We start from the raw sequence: 17,625 nt of genomic DNA on the forward strand, positions 1-17,625 counted from the left end.
ATTCCTCGTTAGTTTAATTCTTTGTTTACAAAATTTTCGCAATACTTTCGAATTTCTTCTCTTGTTTTTGCGAAAGCTTCTTTGATTTCGGATTCAGTTCCTATCTTTTTAGATGGATCACTGAAGTTGTGGTGGAATCGTTTTGCATCACTCGGGAAATAAGGACAGTTTTCTTTGGCGTGATCACATACAGTGATCAAATAATCAAAGGTAATGTCTTTGTATTCGTTTATATGGTTTGAGGTATGATTGGAAATATCAATTCCAACTTCCTTCATGGTCGAGATCGCTTTTGGGTTCACTCCATGAGTTTCGATACCTGCACTGTACACTTTAGCTTTCTCTTTTGCATAAAATCGCATCCAACCTTCAGCGATTTGGCTTCTACAACTATTACCTGTACATAGGATTAAAATATTTTTCATTTTAACAACAGCTCCCGTTTTCTCTTTGGAATTCTTTGATCGTATTGAGTGATAAAATAAATGCGTCTGACATTTGATTAAAGTTTTCCCAGTTGATACAATAACAGGAACTTGTTCCCTCAATTTCCCCTTTTACGAGTCCACCCTCCTTTAACTCCTTAAGGTGTTGCGAAACAGTTGATTGAGCAAGTGGAAGTTCATCAACGATTTCTCCACAAACGCAAGTTTGGCGTTTGGCCAACACTTCTAAAATCGCAATCCTTGCTGGATGTGATAAGAGTTTGGCAAAGGATGCAAAACTCTGGATGGGGGCCGGGAATTCAGTTTTTTTGTTCAACGCCATAGTATATCGTAAATATACGATATAGTGTAAACTAGGAAATCGGTCAAGGGGAAAAATGTTTTTTTATGAATGGGATTCTAGGAAGAGATAAGTCCCAAAAATTGATTTGGAAACTGGGAGTTTCCCATGGAAAAAACATCCATTTTCAAATCCTTATCGAAAATGGGTGTTCTGTAGGTTAGTGGATTAGATTCCGGATCCGTCTGGGATGACCACTGGATCATCAGAAGTGGGAGTGTCTGGTTTGACATCGGCTGGGGTGTAGTTTTGGTCACTTGGTTTCCGTCTCGATTCAAATTCCGTACCATTAGGTTTGTGGTTTCCTTCAACCGAAAATAACCAACCATCATCCTGTTTTTGAGAAATTCCTTGTTCATGAGGAAAGGTTTCAATCGGACGGATAGTGATAGAAATATACTGGATGAGTCTTTCATCTTTGACAGGGTCGAGATACGCCAAACTATCGTTACGCCATCGATTTTTGGCTCGAGGTTCTCTGCGAAAACTTTTCATCACCATATCCAAGTCTTTCGCATATTTAGAAAATAAAACACGAGTGGTTTTGGCCTGGATTACATAGTACATTCCACCTTTTCTGTGGAATAAAAAACGGTTTGAGATCGTTTGTTTATTTTCCGTATAATGCAAAACAACAAAGGTTGATTCATCAAACCCAGCTATTTCATTTTCCAAAACCTTTTCTCGAACTAGTTTTAGATCAGGGTATTTTGTTAAAAACGTATCAACTGTTTCTTCAATAAAGCGATCGATGTCATAATCTTTTGTTCGGCGAGCCACATCAATTTGCAAAATGGCTTCGCGGTTGGATTTAGCGATTTGGATCCGAACCGTGTCAGTGTATCGTAATACAGACTTTGCCCAACCTCTCGGATATTCAAATGCAAATCCGAGTGAGTCTTCAACCCAAGTGGCAGCTTCCAATCCTGTGATAGTAAGACATAATATAAATACTAGGCAAAGTCGCTTTTTCATACTGAATATATCGGCTAAGTCTCCTACCATTATTGATAGTCAAGTAACCCTTTTCGTAAATCTGATTTTGGAAAAGTTCCAATCTTTTCCCAGGAACTCTCATCATAAATTGCCACAGATTCGAGAAGAGGTTGTAGGGGAGAACCGTGGTAAGGTTTTTTTCGGATCCAACTCATCAAACGAAAGACAAGTTCCACCATTTTGGACCAAACACCTGAAACAGGAATGGGTAATAATCGTTTTTTTGTAATGCCCAATTCTTGGAAAGTTTGGATCACTCCTTGGATTGTCACAAATTCCGGATGGGAAAAAACATAAACTTTCTCCGGTTTTTTCCCAGCTAAACATTGTTTGGTCCAAAGATAAATTGCCTCAGTTGCATCCTCTATGTGCAAAATTGATTTTTTACGAACGGGAGGGATTTTCGGATACACTCCTTTTTTCATCAGGGATTTGAGTTTGGAGACAAAACTTTTGGTACCTTTTCCGTAAATACTTGCCAGTCTCAGTACTGAATAGTTCTCGCCACTTTGGAAAATAAAATCTTCGGCCAAAGCTTTTGTTTTTGCATAAATAGTGGTACCATGTCTTTCACTCTGTAGATTTAAATTGATCTCTTTGGATCCATAAACAGAAATACTACTCACAAATCCAAAGTGAGGGATTTTATTTTGAACTGCATAAGAGACAAGGTGTTTTGTAGCATTCACATTAATCTGGTAATAAGTAAATTCGTCTACCTTTGCTCCTGATACAACAGCCGCTAAATGGAGGATGAGATCAATCGATTCTGAAAGATTAAAATCTTTTGGATCATCGATCGTTGCTAAATTTCTTTCATAGAACTTAAAATGTTTATGATGCCGTATGGATTCAGGAAAATTAGCGTAGTTTGTTCCAATTGCTATGATTTTGTAATCAGGGATTAACTTTTGTATCAAAGATTTGCCGAGGACTCCACTTCCACCTGTGACAAGAATTATTTTAGTCATATTATAAATACCATTTGAAACCATCCAACAAGAGCACCAAGAGCTGCTCCCACAAGTATCAGTAACATTTCGTCTTCTTGGAATGCTGAACGTAATATGGACTCAAATTCTTTTGGGGGAAGAGCTGACATTCGATCTCCCATCATTGTTTCAATTTGCAAAGATTCCCCTAAATACGATTCTAAATGGAAAGCATTTTCAATCGCATTATCAGCCATCGCCACAGCTATCCTTTCTTTTGCAGAATCAAATTCATTGATTTTACCAGTCGCATACAAAGCAGGTTTTGCAAGAAACGTAACTGTATCCACATGGCTGCTCACTTCTTTGCGTATGATTTCGATGATTTCCTTGGAAGCTTTTCCAAAAATAAGTTCTGATAGTATATTTTTAGGTGTAAGGATTTTTTCACTTACAAGTTTTGCATACAACCTAGACACTTCATTTTGTCGTTTTAAAAACAATCCTTGGTAAGTTCCAAGCCCCAAAATTTTTTTTGGTAATAGAGGCCTAAAAATCATTTCAAGTGCTAAGTAATTTGTTAGATACCCGACAATCACTCCTTGGATGGGAAGTGTCCATGCCATAGGAAAAAAAATCATAAATACCATTTGGACAAGGCCAAGTAAAAAGCCAAAATAAAAACCAGATCGTTCAATGAATCGAAACTCTGGGGCACCAACTTCCTGGAAAAGTTCCACCACCAAACCTACGTTATTACCAGAAAGTTTTTTTAATACCAAAGCTTTTACATCAAATAAGGAATCAATGTCTGCCTGGAGTTTTTTAATGACCTTTCGAATGGTAATCCCACTTTCCCTTCGTACTTTGTGGTAAATTTCTTCTTTGACAATTTCAGGAATGATTTCCCAAAGTTTTGGATCTAAACTATCCGAAAATTCTTTTATCGTATAACGAATGCTTGAGTCAAGTGCTGGTAAAAAAACAACCTCTGCTTTTTTCGGATCGACTTTGAGGAAAACTTCTTTGATGTTGAGAAGGCGTTCTGTGATCACATCCACAGACTTACTGGCCATTTTGTGTGCTTTTCTGGGTATGATCCCTTGCCACCCCAAATAGGGAGGAAATCCAATGAATTGGATGGGGTAAAATGTCATTTTGAGTGCCAACCAATTGGTCACCCAACCCACAAACCCATATGTGAATGGGATCATGAGTAATTTCCAACCGCCTACCGAAAGCCAAAAATCCCACATATTTCGCTAGGAGTAGGCTTTGTGGCGGAAAGGAATGGGCAATCGAAATTCATTTTCTTGTCTATTTTTGGCCCAAAAGTTATGAAAAAGGAAATTTTTATCCGATACCCCTAAAAAAGGTTTGCTTTCTGTACGAAAACAGACTACAAATGGTACACTTTGGGAGCTCTTAGGAATTTCCCGAAGTCATTTGAAAGGAAGTGGCGAATCGCCACAAAGCGAATTTGATTAGAGGGTAAGTCTATGCGCGTTCGAGGGTTGTTCACCATTCTCGTACTCATTTCTGTTGTATCCGTGGGTTGTTCTCGTAAGAAAAAATCCATGCCATTCTGGTTGTTGTTAGGTACCGGTGGTGCCGTTTCTGATAACAGTGGACAAACTGATCTCCCTCCCGATTCCAACGGTGTTCCCCTCCCTCCTTCTGGTGGTTCTATCATTGTAACAGATCCGGATGAAGTTCCGAGTAATGGTTCCGAACAAGAAGTTCCAAACCATGGACCAGCGCGTGTCATTGGTTCGATTGTTCCAGTGGTTGCAGGAGTTCCTGCTAATGTGATCTGCGGAAATCCTGGAGCACCAGCCCTTCCAAATTGTGTTGATCTCACTTTAATTTCTGTCCGCATCGAAGTAGCGAACGGGGATGTAAGCACACTAGTTGCCGCAAAGTTTGCAGAAGCAAATGGAAGTTTCCAATTTGACTTAGCTGATCTTCCTAATAACAATTATCGTGTTCTCATTAACACTGGTTATGGTTTAAATTATACCTACCAAGACTTTTCTTATGTGTATAACCCAACACAAACTCCATTTACCTTAGTGAATGTAGGCAATTTACTTGCAGAAAGAATGTATTATGCCCAAGGACCAGCTCAGTTCACAGGTGTTGTCACAAGCCCTGGATTTTCTGGTGGTGGGGTAACGGTTCCATCTGGACCTGTAGCAGGGATTGTGGTGAATATCATTGACTCCAATGGAAATACAGTCGGAACGGGAGTTACCAATGCCAATGGGCAATATGTGATTTCAATTAGTCCTCTCCCTAACGGAAATTATACGGTAGTTTATGTTGGAGATTCAGTTGTAGTGTCTGGCCAACCTTATGCAACCACACAAGAAAGTGTACATTTTACCTTTCCTGGTACCAATCCAAATACAGTGGCTGTCATTGATTTAGGAGTTACCAATTTACCTTGGATGGCAGCAACCGAAAGTGATCTTTTACTTTCTGGACTGATTCGTAACGGAGCATTGTCGAATGACCAAACTTCCGTATTTACCATCAAACTTAAAAATGAGCAAGGTGCTATTTTGCAAACAGTTCAAATCACAGGAAATGGAAATTTTTCCATCGAAGGATTTGAATTAACAAATGGGGTCTACTATTTAGAAGTATCTAACCCTACTTTTTACACAGTCACCCAATCCTTTCTTTTTACAGCGGCTCCCAATGGTGGATCAAAATCAGTCACTCTCAATGATCCAATCCTAATCGTTGCAAAACCATCCTTAGTGGTTGGGTATGTAAAAGATGCAAATAATGATCATGTTGCAGGTGCTGTGATTAACGTTCGACCATCAGCCAACCAAGCACCATCTAACATTGTCTATTTGAAAGATGATGCAATTTTAGGGAATGCAATCAAACTTTGGATTCTTGAATCCTTAAGTGCCGTGGCAGGAACAAATTGTGCATTAAATCAAGCGGGTTCTATTTGTTCCTGTGCTATCAATCCAACAGCTTCCTGTTTGGCAAATGTGCAAGGTAGTGGTCCATGGGCTTACCAAACATATGCAAACAAAGTATATGAAGTAAATCCAACCACCAAAGAAGTGTCCTTCCTTGGTGCTAGTGGACTTTGGGCATATTATATTTCTGCACCAGGATTTGAAAACTATTGTGGCAATCATCCGACTCCTTGTTCTTCCAATCCATTACAAGTCAGCCTAAATGGCGCAACTTACAATGCGGGAACCATTTCAATGACATCCATTGCTACACGTTCGCAAATTGCCGGGTCCATTTCGGTTCGGGATGCTGCACCTAACGCAAACACACTCCATACAACTCAATCTGGATTGTATGTTGTGATGTTAGGAAATACGAATGATGCGGGTGCATCACTTGTACACATCACGACAACAAACTCTGGCCAATTTAGTTTTGGTGGTAGTTCTTATGTTGTGACATTACCGCAAGTATTACCTTCTCCTTTCACAAATGATGATGCAGGAAAAGTAACCTATGCACTTTACCAATTGGGAACTGGATCCGCAACAACACTCGCAACTACTCCGAGTGTTGCACGTGCAAATGATAATACAGCTTCTGTCGACATCATTGACGGAACCGAATACAATTTCAGACAAAGTTCTTACCAAATCATTGTTGTGGACCGAGTGGCTCCATCGTATCAGTCTAGTTACTTGTCCTCTAATAGCCTTCGTGTTGACACTTCATCGGTTGCAACCAATTTATACGCTTCCAATCCTGTTGTTTACCAATTGAATGGTGTTGTCCTCCATAGTCCACGTGCAACAGTCACCGGTGTTGTAACCGATGCGGTTTCAACTTCCGTTGTCAGTGGAGCAACGATCACATTGGGTCGGTTAGTTGGTGGAAATTTCACTCCAGATGTGAAAAGAGACTGCTCTGGAGGTTTTGATGCTCCGAATTGTTCAGTTTCTTCCACAAGAACTGCTGGTAATGACCAAACAGTTGGATCTGTTTCTTCTCAAGCAAACGGTAGTTATAGTTTTCCTTTCCTTTCCCCAGGTTCTTACCATTTACGAGTCGAAAAAAATGGAATCACCACATACTTCCCAGTCGAAGTAGGAACAGGTGGCGGAACTGTTGTTGTGAACATTCCAGTGATTACAAATGACGGACGCGGAAACCTTTCTGGATCAGTGCGAACTCCTGGTGGATTTGCTTTCCTTGGAACTTATTCCTTGGAAATTGTGGATCCAAATGGAGGAACCTTACGTCCATCTGCAGGTGTCCAACCAGCATCCATCGCAACTGGCTCTACAATTTTCTCAAATGCAAGCCAATACACAATTTTTAATATCAATGCTGGCCGTTGGAAAGTTCGATTTGTATCTGCTGGATACCAAACTGTAGAAGGGATTGTAGACATCCAAGCGGATGTAACAACCAACTTTGATATCATTACTTTTGTTCCTGGAAGCCAAACAAGTGGAACGGTTTCTGGTCGAGCTTTATCTGCCCTTTACAATACGGGAGTGTGTAACCTAACAGCACGGATCCGTCCAGGTGTAAATGTGAAGTCGGGACCTTATGCGATTGATGCCAATGGAGTGACAATTCCATCTGTCAAAACCTCGACGGATGGGTCCTATGCCATTCCATCAGTTCCTCCTGGAAACTATACTCTAGAAGTTTCTGGAGCAGGAAAACGAGGTGATTGTACTTCTGTCCAAGAAAACTATTCCACAACCTACAGAACCGTTGTTTCCGCTGGATCGGAAACTCCTGCCAACCAAAACATTTTAGTCACACCAATCCTTGGTGATAACGAGATGAGAGTTGTCCTATCATGGGGTGCAAAACCAAGAGATTTGGATTCACATATGCAATATGGAAACCAAGCAAACGACCGCATCGTATGGAACAATAAAACTCCGTTAGGTGCAGGCAATGGAAGTTTGGACTATGATATCACAAGTGGATATGGCCCAGAAACCATTACAGTGCAAGGTTCTATCTGGAACCAACCGAATCGTTATTACAGTGTTTATAACTGGTCAGGTGAAGCAAGTATGGGAATCTCTGGTGCAACGGTAAGAATCTTCAAAGGAAGTGTTGGTGAAGTGAGAAATTATTCCATCGCACCAAACTATTCCAATCGTTGGTGGAAACTCTTCTGTATTGCTCAAGACAAATCCGTTACTGATGTTGGTGTTGGAAGTTGTAAAGCAACCAATTTCATTGAAAGATCGATGTATCAATAGAGAGCGATTAATCGTCTTATCTTTAGTCAATAGAGTGTAACGTTATGAAAGGACAGTAAGTTGATACTGTCCTTTTTTTTCGCTTACAGAAAGATTTAAATCATACAACTTTGAAAGATTTGAATCCGTAAAGACGGATTGTTTTTCTCCAAATGCCAAAACCTTTCCTTCTTTTAACAAAAGAATTTTATGAAAATCTTCTGGGATTTCTTCGATTCGATGTGTGATCAGAATTCTTGTGAGTTTCGGATTGTTTTGTTTTAAAGAATATAACGATCGGCCAAAATCTACTCTTGCTGTCACATCGAGAGCAGCAGTAGGTTCATCCAATATCAGTAATTCTTTTCCTTCACCAAACGCACGTAATAAGAGTACCTTCATTTTTTCTCCTGAAGAGAGTGTTTGGTACTGTTGGTGGGCTTTATTCTCTAACCCAATTGATTTTAATGATAAGGATGCAGTTTTTGTTTGTTCAGGTGTTGGTTCTTTGTACAAACCCAATGTTCCAATTACACCTGTTAGCACCATTTCGAATGCAGTGAGTCTTTGTAGTAAAGTTTCCTGGTGTCCTGGTTGGACAATGCCCATTTTATTTTGTAAGGGAGCCATGGGGGTGTCTCCATATGTTTCACCAAAGGCTGAAACATTTCCTGATGTCGGCCATAGGTAACCAAATAGTAAATTGATGAGTGTCGTTTTTCCGGCTCCGTTACGTCCAACGATCGCTAAGGACTCACCTTGTTTGAGTGAAAAGTTTATATTCTGTAAAATGGTTTTATCATTTCTAACAAACGAAACAGAATGAAACCGAACTACCTCACTCATTTGTTTTTTTATACAATACCTCTACCTTATTCACAGCAGCTGAAAAAACATCGATGTTGTCTAAATTAAACTTTGCTAACAAGTTTTTGTCAATGGCATAAAATCCTTTTTTCTGTTCATGGAAATCTGCCATCATATTTGCCATGTAGATCACTTCCACCAGATCTCGTAATTCTGGAGGAGCTAAAAATGGTTTGTGATGGTATTCAATCGCAACACGTAAGTCTTGTGGAAATTCCCACTTTTCAGCAAGTAATGCACCAAGTTGTGGGTGACTAAGTCCAATTGCCATCTCCTCAAGGAGAGTTGAGTTTCCAGAATCAGTCCCTCTTTGATAGGTTTCGATTTTTTTGAAAAACCCTCTATCAACAGATAACAATAAAAATTTTCCTATATCATGTAACAGTGCACATACGGCAATGATATCCGCAATTTTATTTGTATGATTGTTTTCTGTTGCGAGATAACGTGCATAATAACTGCAACGACTGGAGTGTTCCCATACATCCATCATTTTGCCGTACTGGCCATCCATAATCTTTCGAACACCAGAAACATAAAGAAGGTTACGGAGGTTTTTTAATCCAACTACTTTTACCGCTTGTAAAATGGAACTCACTTGGCTGCGATTTGCAAAAAAAGCAGAATTGGAAAGTTTTAGTAAATCAGCAGACAATGCAGGATTTCGTTCAATTTCTTGTGAAATCATGTGAAGGTCAGAATCTGGATTGTTGCAGAGTTGGATGATTTTGGTCAATGAATGTGGTAGAGGAGGCAGGCCATCAATTTCATTTAATAACTTGGTTTTAAGGTCTGTTTGGATTTCGACTGGAGTTGTAACATCAGGTACACTGAGTGTAGCGCGCGTTATTTTCTCGTTTGTAAAAATTTTAAATTTATCAGAACCGATTCCAGAATTTTTTAAAAGTAATTGGATCAGTACTAATCCTAAACCTGCTGATTCGGTACTATCGGAAACATCAGTGAAAGCATCGGATAAATCATTGTAATTTTTAGCGACTTCAATGCGACGATTGATTCTTGATAATTCTTCTTTTGTGATGGGCGCGTTATTTTCAACAGCGAAGTGAATGGATTTTCCTTCCACTTTCATGAGTAAACTTATGTAATAATTTCCACCATCTAACCGCTCTAATTGTTCGTTCCACTTCATGATGATGTTTTCTTGGAACCTTGACATCCCTTTTGCATAATCAGTGGCATTTTGGATGTCCAATTTTTCACGACTAAAGTAATCACGTTTTGCATTTGCCTTATTGGCATTCATCAGGAGTTCTTTGAGGACAGTGAAAATGACTTCCACTAAATATAATTTGTCCATATACCCCATTACATGGACAAGTAATGCGTATATCTCCTGATTTTGTTCTTCAGTCACAAAATAAAAATTAATTCTGGATTCTTTGGAAGTTTCTAATTGAGAAATGATATCTTTAAAATTCACAAACGATGTTTCCCGTTACACTCTTATAAATTAAATTCCTTTGGAGGCAATAGATATTTTTTTCCAAAGCAGTTTCTATTTTGTCCCCCCCATCTGGTATTCTGTATTCATCAGTGGAGGAAAACACAATGGATATGTTAGACCAAATGAATTTACATTTGATGATGGAAGAACGATTGGAAAAAATCTTAGAAGACTTAGAGAAAAGACCTAAGGGAAAAACCAAAAAAACAAAAGGATTTGATAGGATCCCTGCGAATCGCGAACGAGCAGAATGGAATTTACAAGAAATACCGATTCTATTCGGAGCTTAACCTAGTGAAAACCGCAACCAAACATTGAGAGTTTTGGAATGGATGATACCAGATTGGTCTTGGTTTGCCCACTTAGCCAAATCGGAAATCCTTGGGGGAAAACCCTGAAATGAATTGAGTTCTACAGTTTGTTCGAATGGTTTGTTTGTATTGAATGCTGTTAACTCTGAATAATTTTGAATGTTCTCAGTTGTTTTTGCAGATAACAATTCATCCCACACCAATTGATTTTTTCCTTTTCTAACACCAGAATACAGACGTTTGGTGAAAGATTCCATACTTTGTTTTCTATGCAATTGAGGTAAATAGTATCGTTCGTATCCGGTGCCTCCGCAATGTGACTTCCCAAATTCTGATACAAAACTCACACCACTTAAAACTAAATTCCGATTCAATATTCCCTTTGTGATGGAAATCACCATACCTAGTAAATTTAAACTTGGGTTTTGTATATGTGGCCAATGGAATCCCTTTTCATTTTGAAAATAAAAAGATACAATTTGGTCCAAAGGATGGCCTGTATTGACTAAAATTTTTGGATTCGGAAGTTCAAATAAATAGGGAGAACCACCTAACCAAGTGATGATGGGTATTGAGGTCGGTAAATCAACTAAAAAATGATACAAAGTTCCTCTTCCAGAATCAAAGGAAAGAATATAATCGGGAACAATGGAATGTTCTAAAAGGTAACCAATTGAAGTATCACTAGCGAATAATGTGAATGTATGACGGTGTTTTTTGATCGATTCAATGTTATGTTCTAGACCTGGGCTTGCTCCTAAAAATAATACATTGCAGTTAGTTCCGCGAAAGGATTGAAACCAATGGATGGATTCTTTTGTTTCCTCGATGGTAACTTTGTTTTTTAAATAATTATGAGTCCATACTTTACGAAAGTGTTGGATTGTATTTTGATTTGTGTTTTGCGATTGAAACTGGGAAAGAAAGTTTTTCCGGCAATTTTCGATCAAATTTGGGAAATAACGCTCATAACTCGGTGTCACATACAAAGCCCATTTCACATTGATGGGTACTTTTTCGCGAGTAGAGAAAGCGAGTTTTTCTTTGATTTCGTTCCAATTTGGCGTAATGCCAGTGACAAGAACCAAAGTGAAACCATTCTCTTTTGCTTTTCCCGAAAGTTCTAATATTTCTGTTTGGAATGCGGGAAGTTCAAATACCTCAGGCAGTGGTTCCCAAACAATGGCAGCTGGTTGGCCCATAGGCGATAAAACAAGGGAACGAACAGAATGTAAGGCACCTAATCCCAGAATGATGGGAATGGAATCTGATTGGATTTGGTTTAAGAATCGTAAAGCCTCCTTTTCAGGGGAGACTTTTGAGTGTAAATAAAATTGATCGGGGGTTTGAAAGTTGTTGAGAAGGTTGTTTTGAAAGAGGGGAAGTAGAGGAATGGGGCTAACCTCTAATCCTCTTCTTCCTCATCTGAATCCTCTTCGTCATCAGAGTCGTCGTCGAAATCATCATCGTCATCATCCTCTTCTTCCTCTTCCGTATCATCACCGAATTCATCTTCATAACCATCTTCAAATTCTGGTTTTTTAGCTTCTTCTTCAGGGATAAAATCTTCTTCGATGTCTTCTTCTGCATGAGGAGCAAATGATGTTCCCGCAGTGGAAGTGACACCTGCAAGTTTGTCTTTTTCTGCTTGGAGGAGAGCTTTTTCTTCGGAAGAAAGGTATTTCCATTGCACTAAGTCGTTTGTGAGAGCATAGAGTGCTTGGACAGTGAGTTTACGATTTTTTAATTTTTTAGGAAGAGTGATTTTTTCGATTTTGTCGATCGCGCTGAAACCGGCCACACATGTTTCGTATTTTTTTTCCCGGCAAAGTTCTATTAAGGATACGATATCGAAGTCTTCTTTCTGTGATTGGCTCATTTTTTATAAATTCCTGGGGAAGAGAGTGGAACGTTAGACCAGAGTGGGGCATGCGGGTCATATGTCAAGGGAAAGTTCGAAAACGGACTTTACAGACGTTCTCCTAGTCCAAACCATGGGGATGGACCGTCCAAAATATGGGATTTATGAAGACCGCCCTCAGCTTATTGATTAGTTTATGTCTCATTACTTGCGCACCTGCGAAATCCTCCTACTTCGGAGAAACTTCGTTTGTTGGTGTGACCGCGGATGGGGAAGAAATCACCTTTGCAAACTTGGCAAAAGACCAAATTGCAATGAATGTGTATTCTCCAGACTGTGTGCCATGTTGGAAAGAAATTCCCGCATTGAATTTATTATACGCCGAGATCCAAAACAAATTCCCAACGAAAGCAATTTATATGGTCGTTGATCCATACCAAATTGTTCCTGATGTCACCGACGAACTTCCGTTTGGCCAAGTTTACCAATTGGCAAAAGAAAGAATGAAGGTTGAAATCAAAAATCGTAATATCCAAATCCCTATCATCTTTATGAAGAAACCTTTTCGAGTAAAGGAAGGTGGGCTTGTGACAGGAACACCCGAAACACTACTTTTCGAAACAAAACCATTGCGATTGTATTATAACTTCTTAGGTTCAATCTCGGAACTAACAACAAAAGAAACAATTGAGAAAGATCCTAAATTCAATTTCTTTCGTTACCAATTTGGAATGGAATCAATATGAGAGCTGTCATTATCAGATTCATTGATTGTGAAGGTCCTGGAATTTTAGAACCACTTTTACGACAAAAAGGATACCGAATTAGTTATCATAATGCTTATGATTCTCGTGTACATTTGATGCCAGAGATTCATTTGAATTTTGATTTGATTGTCATGTTAGGTGGTCCACAGTCAGTTGCCGATCCTGATAAACAGGAATTTTTTAAACCTTACTACGAAATTGTTGAAAATGTAGTCGCTTTACCCAATAAAAAATTAATTGGAGTTTGTTTGGGGTCTCAAATCATAGCACGAGCGTTAGGTGCAAATGTTAGGCCAGGAACAAAAGGCCCTGAGACTGGTTTTTCTGAGCTTCAACTTTTAAAACCAGAACATCCTATCTTTTCTGGAATTCAAAAAGAATCCATTATGGCATTTCATTTACATGAAGACATCTTTGATATTCCTGTAGGTGCCGATCATTTGCTTGCTAGTGAATTTTATGCAAACCAAATGTTTTCATACAAAAACAAAGTTTTCGCTTTCCAAACACATTTAGAGCCCACGTTGGGAATGTTACGGGTTTGGCAAAATGTCCATAAGGAGTTTATCTCCAAGGGCAGTGGAGATTTTTCTAACATCGATTTGAAACAGAAAATCATGGAAGAAGATGCCAAAATCATATTTAGCAATATTATAAATTTATAACGGACAAAACATGTTTCAAAAAATATTAACTATACTTTTCGGTAGCAAATACGAAAGAGATTTAAAAAGGCTCAATCCAATCGTAGAAGCAATTAATTCATTTGAAGTTACAATCAAAGCGATGGACGATGAAACACTTTCCTCTCAAACACTAAAGTTTAAAGAAAGATTGGCAAACGGGGAAACTCTTGATGATATTTTACCAGAAGCATTCGCGACTGTAAGAGAAGTTGCGTATCGTACGTTAGGTATGCGCCATTTCGATGTTCAGATGATGGGTGGTATTTCCTTACATTGGGGTAATATTTCTGAAATGAAAACTGGTGAAGGTAAAACTTTAACATCTACACTTCCTATTTATCTCAATTCACTTTCAGGTGAAGGAGTTCACGTAGTTACAGTTAACGACTATTTGGCGAAAAGGGATGCGAATTGGATGCGTCCTGTTTTTGAATTTTTAAAAGTATCTGTTGGTGTCATTCAGCATGATATGGATCACGAGGAACGTAAAGTAGCCTACAATTCGGATATTACATACGGAACAAACAACGAATTTGGTTTTGATTATTTACGAGATAACATGGTAAGTTACAAAGAACACCGTGTCCAAAGACAACATAACTTTGCCATTGTGGATGAGGTTGACTCTATCCTAATTGATGAAGCAAGGACTCCTCTCATCATTTCAGGTCCAGCAGAAGAATCCACTGACAAATATCTAAAAGTAAATAAAATCATTCCTAAGTTAATCGAAGGAGAAGACTTCGAGATTGATGAAAAGGCAAAAAATGTAATTTTGTCAGAAGCAGGTGTTCATCATGTAGAAAACTTATTGGAAGTGGAAAACCTTTACCATGCTGAGAATATTGAGCTCGTTCACCACGTACAACAGGCTCTAAAAGCACATAAAATCTTTTTTAAAGACAAAGATTATGTAGTGCAAGATGGTGAAGTGATCATTGTTGATGAGTTTACAGGCCGACTTATGAAAGGAAGACGTTATTCTGATGGTTTGCATCAATCCTTGGAAGCAAAAGAAGGTGTTCCCATTGCACGTGAATCACAAACATTAGCATCCATTACCTTTCAAAATTATTTCCGCATTTATAAAAAACTAGCTGGTATGACAGGAACAGCTGATACTGAAGCCGAAGAATTTAAAAAAATTTATAACTTAGATGTCATTGTAATTCCTTCTAATTTAAAAATCCAACGTCAAGATTTACCTGACCGTGTATACAAAACGGAACGAGAAAAGTTTGACGCAGTCGTAAAAGACATCCAAGAAAAAGTTTCAAGGAAACAGCCGGTGTTAGTTGGAACAATTTCAATTGAAAAATCGGAAGTTTTATCTAAACTATTATTCTCACATGGAATCCAACACAACGTTTTAAATGCAAAACAACACGAAAGAGAATCAGAAATTGTAGCTAACGCTGGTAAACCAGGAGCCATCACAATTGCTACAAACATGGCAGGTCGGGGAACAGATATTGTTCTTGGTGGCGCACCTAAATACAAAGATGATTTAGAAAAATTAGATGATAAATGTGATTCATTAGGAATCAAAAACAAGAATGAATTAGAAGTAATCTATAGTTTTCGTGAATGTCTCATTAAACAAAAGTTTGATGAAGCAGAAGGAAAAATTGCGGACGTTCGAAATGAAACGATCAAAAAAGAATGTCTGAAAATTTTAACGGATGCAAAAAAATGGAAAGTAGATCATGATTTTGTAATTGGAGCAGGTGGACTTCATATCATCGGTTCCGAACGACATGAATCCAGAAGGATTGATAACCAACTTCGTGGAAGGTCAGGTCGACAAGGTGATCCAGGTTCTTCAAGATTCTATTTATCGTTACAAGATGATTTGATGAGAATATTTGGATCTGATCGTATCGCACGTATCATGGACACTTTAAAAATGCCTGAAGGTCAAGAATTGGAACACAGTATGGTTTCCAATGCAATTGCTAGAGCACAAAAACGAGTTGAAGGCCATAACTTTGATATCAGGAAACATTTGTTAGAGTATGATGATGTTATGAACCGTCAAAGAATATACATCTATGGGATTCGTAACGAATTATTGGACAAAGGAAATATGTCCAAAACCATTGTTGATTTCTTTGATGAAGTCGTGGAAAACCAAGTAATTCTATATTGTGAAGGAAATAATGTTGATTCTTGGGAATTAGATTCTCTCAATGAATGGTTACAAAGTTTAGGCATCGATCATACAATTGAAGCTAAAGATTTCAAGAAAGAACCTAATCCGCAATTAAAAGTATTTGAAGTTGTATCTAAATTAGTGAAAGAACTTTACGAATATAAAGTTTCTTCCATTGGAGATGAAATATGGAGATCGATTGAAAGGAATGTTTTCCTGGATATTTTAGATCATAGATGGAAAGAACACTTATACGCAATGGACCATTTAAAAGAAGGAATTTGGACTGTTGGATATGGTGAAAAAAATCCACTCATCGAATATAAACTGCAAGGTTTTAAGATGTTTGATCAATTGGTTGAAAATCTTAAAAACGAAGTAGTTTCCTTTTTGCTAAAAATTGAAGTAACTGATTCAGATAAAAAACAAGATGATTCTTCGCCAAAAGAGTACAAAAAAATTGGGCAAGAACAAAGAGCAGAAGTGGATATGTTCGGCAATGAGTTAAAATCCAATAAAACAAAACCACAAGTATCATCGACTACTAGTTCTGGTGGAGGTTCGGAGAGAAGGTCTAGCCGCCGTAACAAGCGCTAGGATTATTGTTTCGGGAAGTATGCCTTCCCATTCAATTAATCTCTTGGTTTATCTAAAAAAAACTCAAGTAACCTAATTACTTTCTAATTAGATTACTTGAGGATTCAAATTGAAAATACCCTTATTCTATATATTTTGCAACAACACCATCTATGTCAGATCCATTGTCATATGAATGTGGATAGGTGTATCCGTTCCCTGTGTTTGGGTTCGTTACAGCAGATGCGGAAATCATTTTTATATATTTAAAACCGTTGGTTTGGATATTTGAACGAGTAGATGAATCACAGTTGGCATCTGGTCCGCCAACAATTAGATCATCCAAATTGAATCCATCTCCACCACCTAACAAAAAACTATTTCCAGATGGAGTAAATAATTCATTTAATGTAAAGGGTTTTGTGGCCATATTGTAAATCACAGGTCTAAGTCCAGCAAAACCTGGCCAAGATGATATTTTGTTACTGTCGGAAACATTTGGGTTATAACCACTGAGATCAAATCCACAAAATTCGGTTCCATTAAAAGAAACTTGTACTACCATTGGATCAAAAGCATAACGATCGCTAGATTCTGAAACTCTGAATGGATTTTCATAGACGATAAAATCTATACCACTTACATTCTTAACTGTTTTTCCTGCCCAAGATAAAATCAAACTAGCACCAGCTCCCGTTAAATTTAAGGCATATACATCTAGGGATCCAGAAAACTCTCCACCACCACAGATGCCATTGATCGCTTTCGTCTGATTGTTAAAGCCACTCACAGTTGAATTGGCGGAGACAACTGTATTTGCAATTGGGATTTCAGTCGGTAGAGAAGTTGGTGGACATGGTATAGCGGAAGAATTATTTACCTTTGGAATTGCGAGTAAAGATAATAAAATATCATTCTTATTTTCGTCTTCTTTACATTGTAAAAAAGTAAATGATAAAATGAACATAAATAAGACTGATTTTAGTTGGTATTTTCCCAATTTGTTTCTCCTATAT

Annotated in this window: 15 protein-coding genes; 5 read left to right on the forward strand and 10 right to left on the reverse strand. The window is 38.2% G+C overall.

The genetic code is table 11. The features are described from left to right. Positions 1–8 precede the first annotated feature (8 nt). The 5 genes from DI076_RS16695 to DI076_RS16715 form a co-directional block, all read right to left on the reverse strand. Positions 9–425, reverse strand: a complete 417-nt coding sequence (locus tag DI076_RS16695) for an arsenate reductase ArsC (RefSeq protein ID WP_108960847.1) — start codon at positions 423–425, stop codon at positions 9–11. A 1-nt stretch (position 426) separates the two neighbouring features. Then, positions 427–768 (reverse strand): ArsR/SmtB family transcription factor, encoded by a 342-nt coding sequence (locus tag DI076_RS16700; RefSeq protein WP_108960848.1) that lies wholly within the window; start codon positions 766–768, stop codon positions 427–429. A 186-nt stretch (positions 769–954) separates the two neighbouring features. After that, positions 955–1,761 (reverse strand): hypothetical protein, encoded by an 807-nt coding sequence (locus tag DI076_RS16705; RefSeq protein WP_108961036.1) that lies wholly within the window; start codon positions 1,759–1,761, stop codon positions 955–957. 29 nt (positions 1,762–1,790) lie between these two features. Next, positions 1,791–2,753, reverse strand: coding sequence for an NAD-dependent epimerase/dehydratase family protein (locus tag DI076_RS16710; protein ID WP_108961037.1), 963 nt, complete (start codon positions 2,751–2,753; stop codon positions 1,791–1,793). After that, positions 2,750–3,928, reverse strand: a complete 1,179-nt coding sequence (locus DI076_RS16715) for a DUF445 domain-containing protein (protein ID WP_108961038.1) — start codon at positions 3,926–3,928, stop codon at positions 2,750–2,752. Before DI076_RS16715 ends, DI076_RS16710 begins: the two co-directional genes overlap by 4 nt. Before the next feature lie 285 nt (positions 3,929–4,213). Between DI076_RS16715 and DI076_RS16720 the strand changes: the two genes are divergently transcribed. After that, the gene (locus DI076_RS16720; RefSeq protein ID WP_108960849.1) at positions 4,214–7,942 is read left to right on the forward strand and encodes a Cna protein B-type domain protein; all 3,729 of its coding nucleotides are present in this window, start codon (positions 4,214–4,216) and stop codon (positions 7,940–7,942) included. 42 nt (positions 7,943–7,984) lie between these two features. Here DI076_RS16720 and DI076_RS16725 read toward each other — a convergent pair whose 3' ends face one another. Next, on the reverse strand, positions 7,985–8,767 hold the full coding sequence (locus DI076_RS16725; RefSeq protein WP_108960850.1) for an ABC transporter ATP-binding protein: 783 nt from the start codon (positions 8,765–8,767) through the stop codon (positions 7,985–7,987). Beyond that, the gene (locus DI076_RS16730; protein WP_100720567.1) at positions 8,760–10,232 is read right to left on the reverse strand and encodes an HDOD domain-containing protein; all 1,473 of its coding nucleotides are present in this window, start codon (positions 10,230–10,232) and stop codon (positions 8,760–8,762) included. Before DI076_RS16730 ends, DI076_RS16725 begins: the two co-directional genes overlap by 8 nt. Positions 10,233–10,360: 128 nt before the next feature. Here DI076_RS16730 and DI076_RS16735 point away from each other — a divergent pair, with 128 nt between their 5' ends. Next, positions 10,361–10,546 carry a hypothetical protein gene (locus tag DI076_RS16735; RefSeq protein WP_100720568.1) on the forward strand — a complete coding sequence of 62 codons (186 nt, stop codon included), beginning with the start codon at positions 10,361–10,363 and terminating at the stop codon, positions 10,544–10,546. Here DI076_RS16735 and DI076_RS16740 read toward each other — a convergent pair. Further along, positions 10,543–11,769: a 6-hydroxymethylpterin diphosphokinase MptE-like protein gene (locus tag DI076_RS16740; protein WP_245918489.1), complete on the reverse strand. Its 1,227-nt coding sequence runs from the start codon at positions 11,767–11,769 to the stop codon at positions 10,543–10,545. The genes DI076_RS16735 and DI076_RS16740 overlap by 4 nt on opposite strands. A 203-nt stretch (positions 11,770–11,972) precedes the next feature. After that, positions 11,973–12,446: a DNA primase gene (locus DI076_RS16745; protein WP_108960852.1), complete on the reverse strand. Its 474-nt coding sequence runs from the start codon at positions 12,444–12,446 to the stop codon at positions 11,973–11,975. 146 nt (positions 12,447–12,592) lie between these two features. On the opposite strand from DI076_RS16745, the gene DI076_RS16750 reads away from it, so the two are divergent. From DI076_RS16750 to secA, 3 genes are read left to right on the forward strand one after another with little or no spacing between them, the layout of a single operon-like run. Next, a complete protein-coding gene (locus DI076_RS16750; RefSeq protein WP_245918490.1) occupies positions 12,593–13,174 on the forward strand; it encodes a TlpA family protein disulfide reductase in 582 nt (193 codons plus the stop codon). Next, the gene (locus tag DI076_RS16755; protein ID WP_108960854.1) at positions 13,171–13,860 is read left to right on the forward strand and encodes a type 1 glutamine amidotransferase; all 690 of its coding nucleotides are present in this window, start codon (positions 13,171–13,173) and stop codon (positions 13,858–13,860) included. Before DI076_RS16750 ends, DI076_RS16755 begins: the two co-directional genes overlap by 4 nt. Positions 13,861–13,870: 10 nt before the next feature. Beyond that, on the forward strand, positions 13,871–16,630 hold the full coding sequence (gene secA / locus DI076_RS16760) for a preprotein translocase subunit SecA (protein ID WP_108960855.1): 2,760 nt from the start codon (positions 13,871–13,873) through the stop codon (positions 16,628–16,630). A gap of 121 nt (positions 16,631–16,751) precedes the next feature. On the opposite strand, the gene DI076_RS16765 is transcribed toward secA, so the two are convergent. Next, positions 16,752–17,609 carry an LIC_13355 family lipoprotein gene (locus DI076_RS16765; protein ID WP_108960856.1) on the reverse strand — a complete coding sequence of 286 codons (858 nt, stop codon included), beginning with the start codon at positions 17,607–17,609 and terminating at the stop codon, positions 16,752–16,754. Positions 17,610–17,625 lie beyond the last annotated feature (16 nt).

The organism is Leptospira ellinghausenii, assembly GCF_003114815.1.
In the GTDB taxonomy this organism is placed as follows: domain Bacteria; phylum Spirochaetota; class Leptospiria; order Leptospirales; family Leptospiraceae; genus Leptospira_A; species Leptospira_A ellinghausenii.

What these genes read in the sequence shown, in the direction of transcription:
- DI076_RS16695 (WP_108960847.1), bottom strand. Translation starts at nt 425, where the DNA reads ATGAAAAATATTTTAATCCTATGTACAGGTAATAGTTGTAGAAGCCAA.
- DI076_RS16700 (WP_108960848.1), bottom strand. Translation starts at nt 768, where the DNA reads ATGGCGTTGAACAAAAAAACTGAATTCCCGGCCCCCATCCAGAGTTTT.
- DI076_RS16705 (WP_108961036.1), bottom strand. Translation starts at nt 1,761, where the DNA reads ATGAAAAAGCGACTTTGCCTAGTATTTATATTATGTCTTACTATCACA.
- DI076_RS16710 (WP_108961037.1), bottom strand. Translation starts at nt 2,753, where the DNA reads ATGACTAAAATAATTCTTGTCACAGGTGGAAGTGGAGTCCTCGGCAAA.
- DI076_RS16715 (WP_108961038.1), bottom strand. Translation starts at nt 3,928, where the DNA reads ATGATCCCATTCACATATGGGTTTGTGGGTTGGGTGACCAATTGGTTG.
- DI076_RS16720 (WP_108960849.1), top strand. Translation starts at nt 4,214, where the DNA reads ATGCGCGTTCGAGGGTTGTTCACCATTCTCGTACTCATTTCTGTTGTA.
- DI076_RS16725 (WP_108960850.1), bottom strand. Translation starts at nt 8,767, where the DNA reads ATGAGTGAGGTAGTTCGGTTTCATTCTGTTTCGTTTGTTAGAAATGAT.
- DI076_RS16735 (WP_100720568.1), top strand. Translation starts at nt 10,361, where the DNA reads ATGGATATGTTAGACCAAATGAATTTACATTTGATGATGGAAGAACGA.
- DI076_RS16740 (WP_245918489.1), bottom strand. Translation starts at nt 11,769, where the DNA reads ATGGGCCAACCAGCTGCCATTGTTTGGGAACCACTGCCTGAGGTATTT.
- DI076_RS16745 (WP_108960852.1), bottom strand. Translation starts at nt 12,446, where the DNA reads ATGAGCCAATCACAGAAAGAAGACTTCGATATCGTATCCTTAATAGAA.
- DI076_RS16750 (WP_245918490.1), top strand. Translation starts at nt 12,593, where the DNA reads ATGAAGACCGCCCTCAGCTTATTGATTAGTTTATGTCTCATTACTTGC.
- DI076_RS16755 (WP_108960854.1), top strand. Translation starts at nt 13,171, where the DNA reads ATGAGAGCTGTCATTATCAGATTCATTGATTGTGAAGGTCCTGGAATT.
- secA (WP_108960855.1), top strand. Translation starts at nt 13,871, where the DNA reads ATGTTTCAAAAAATATTAACTATACTTTTCGGTAGCAAATACGAAAGA.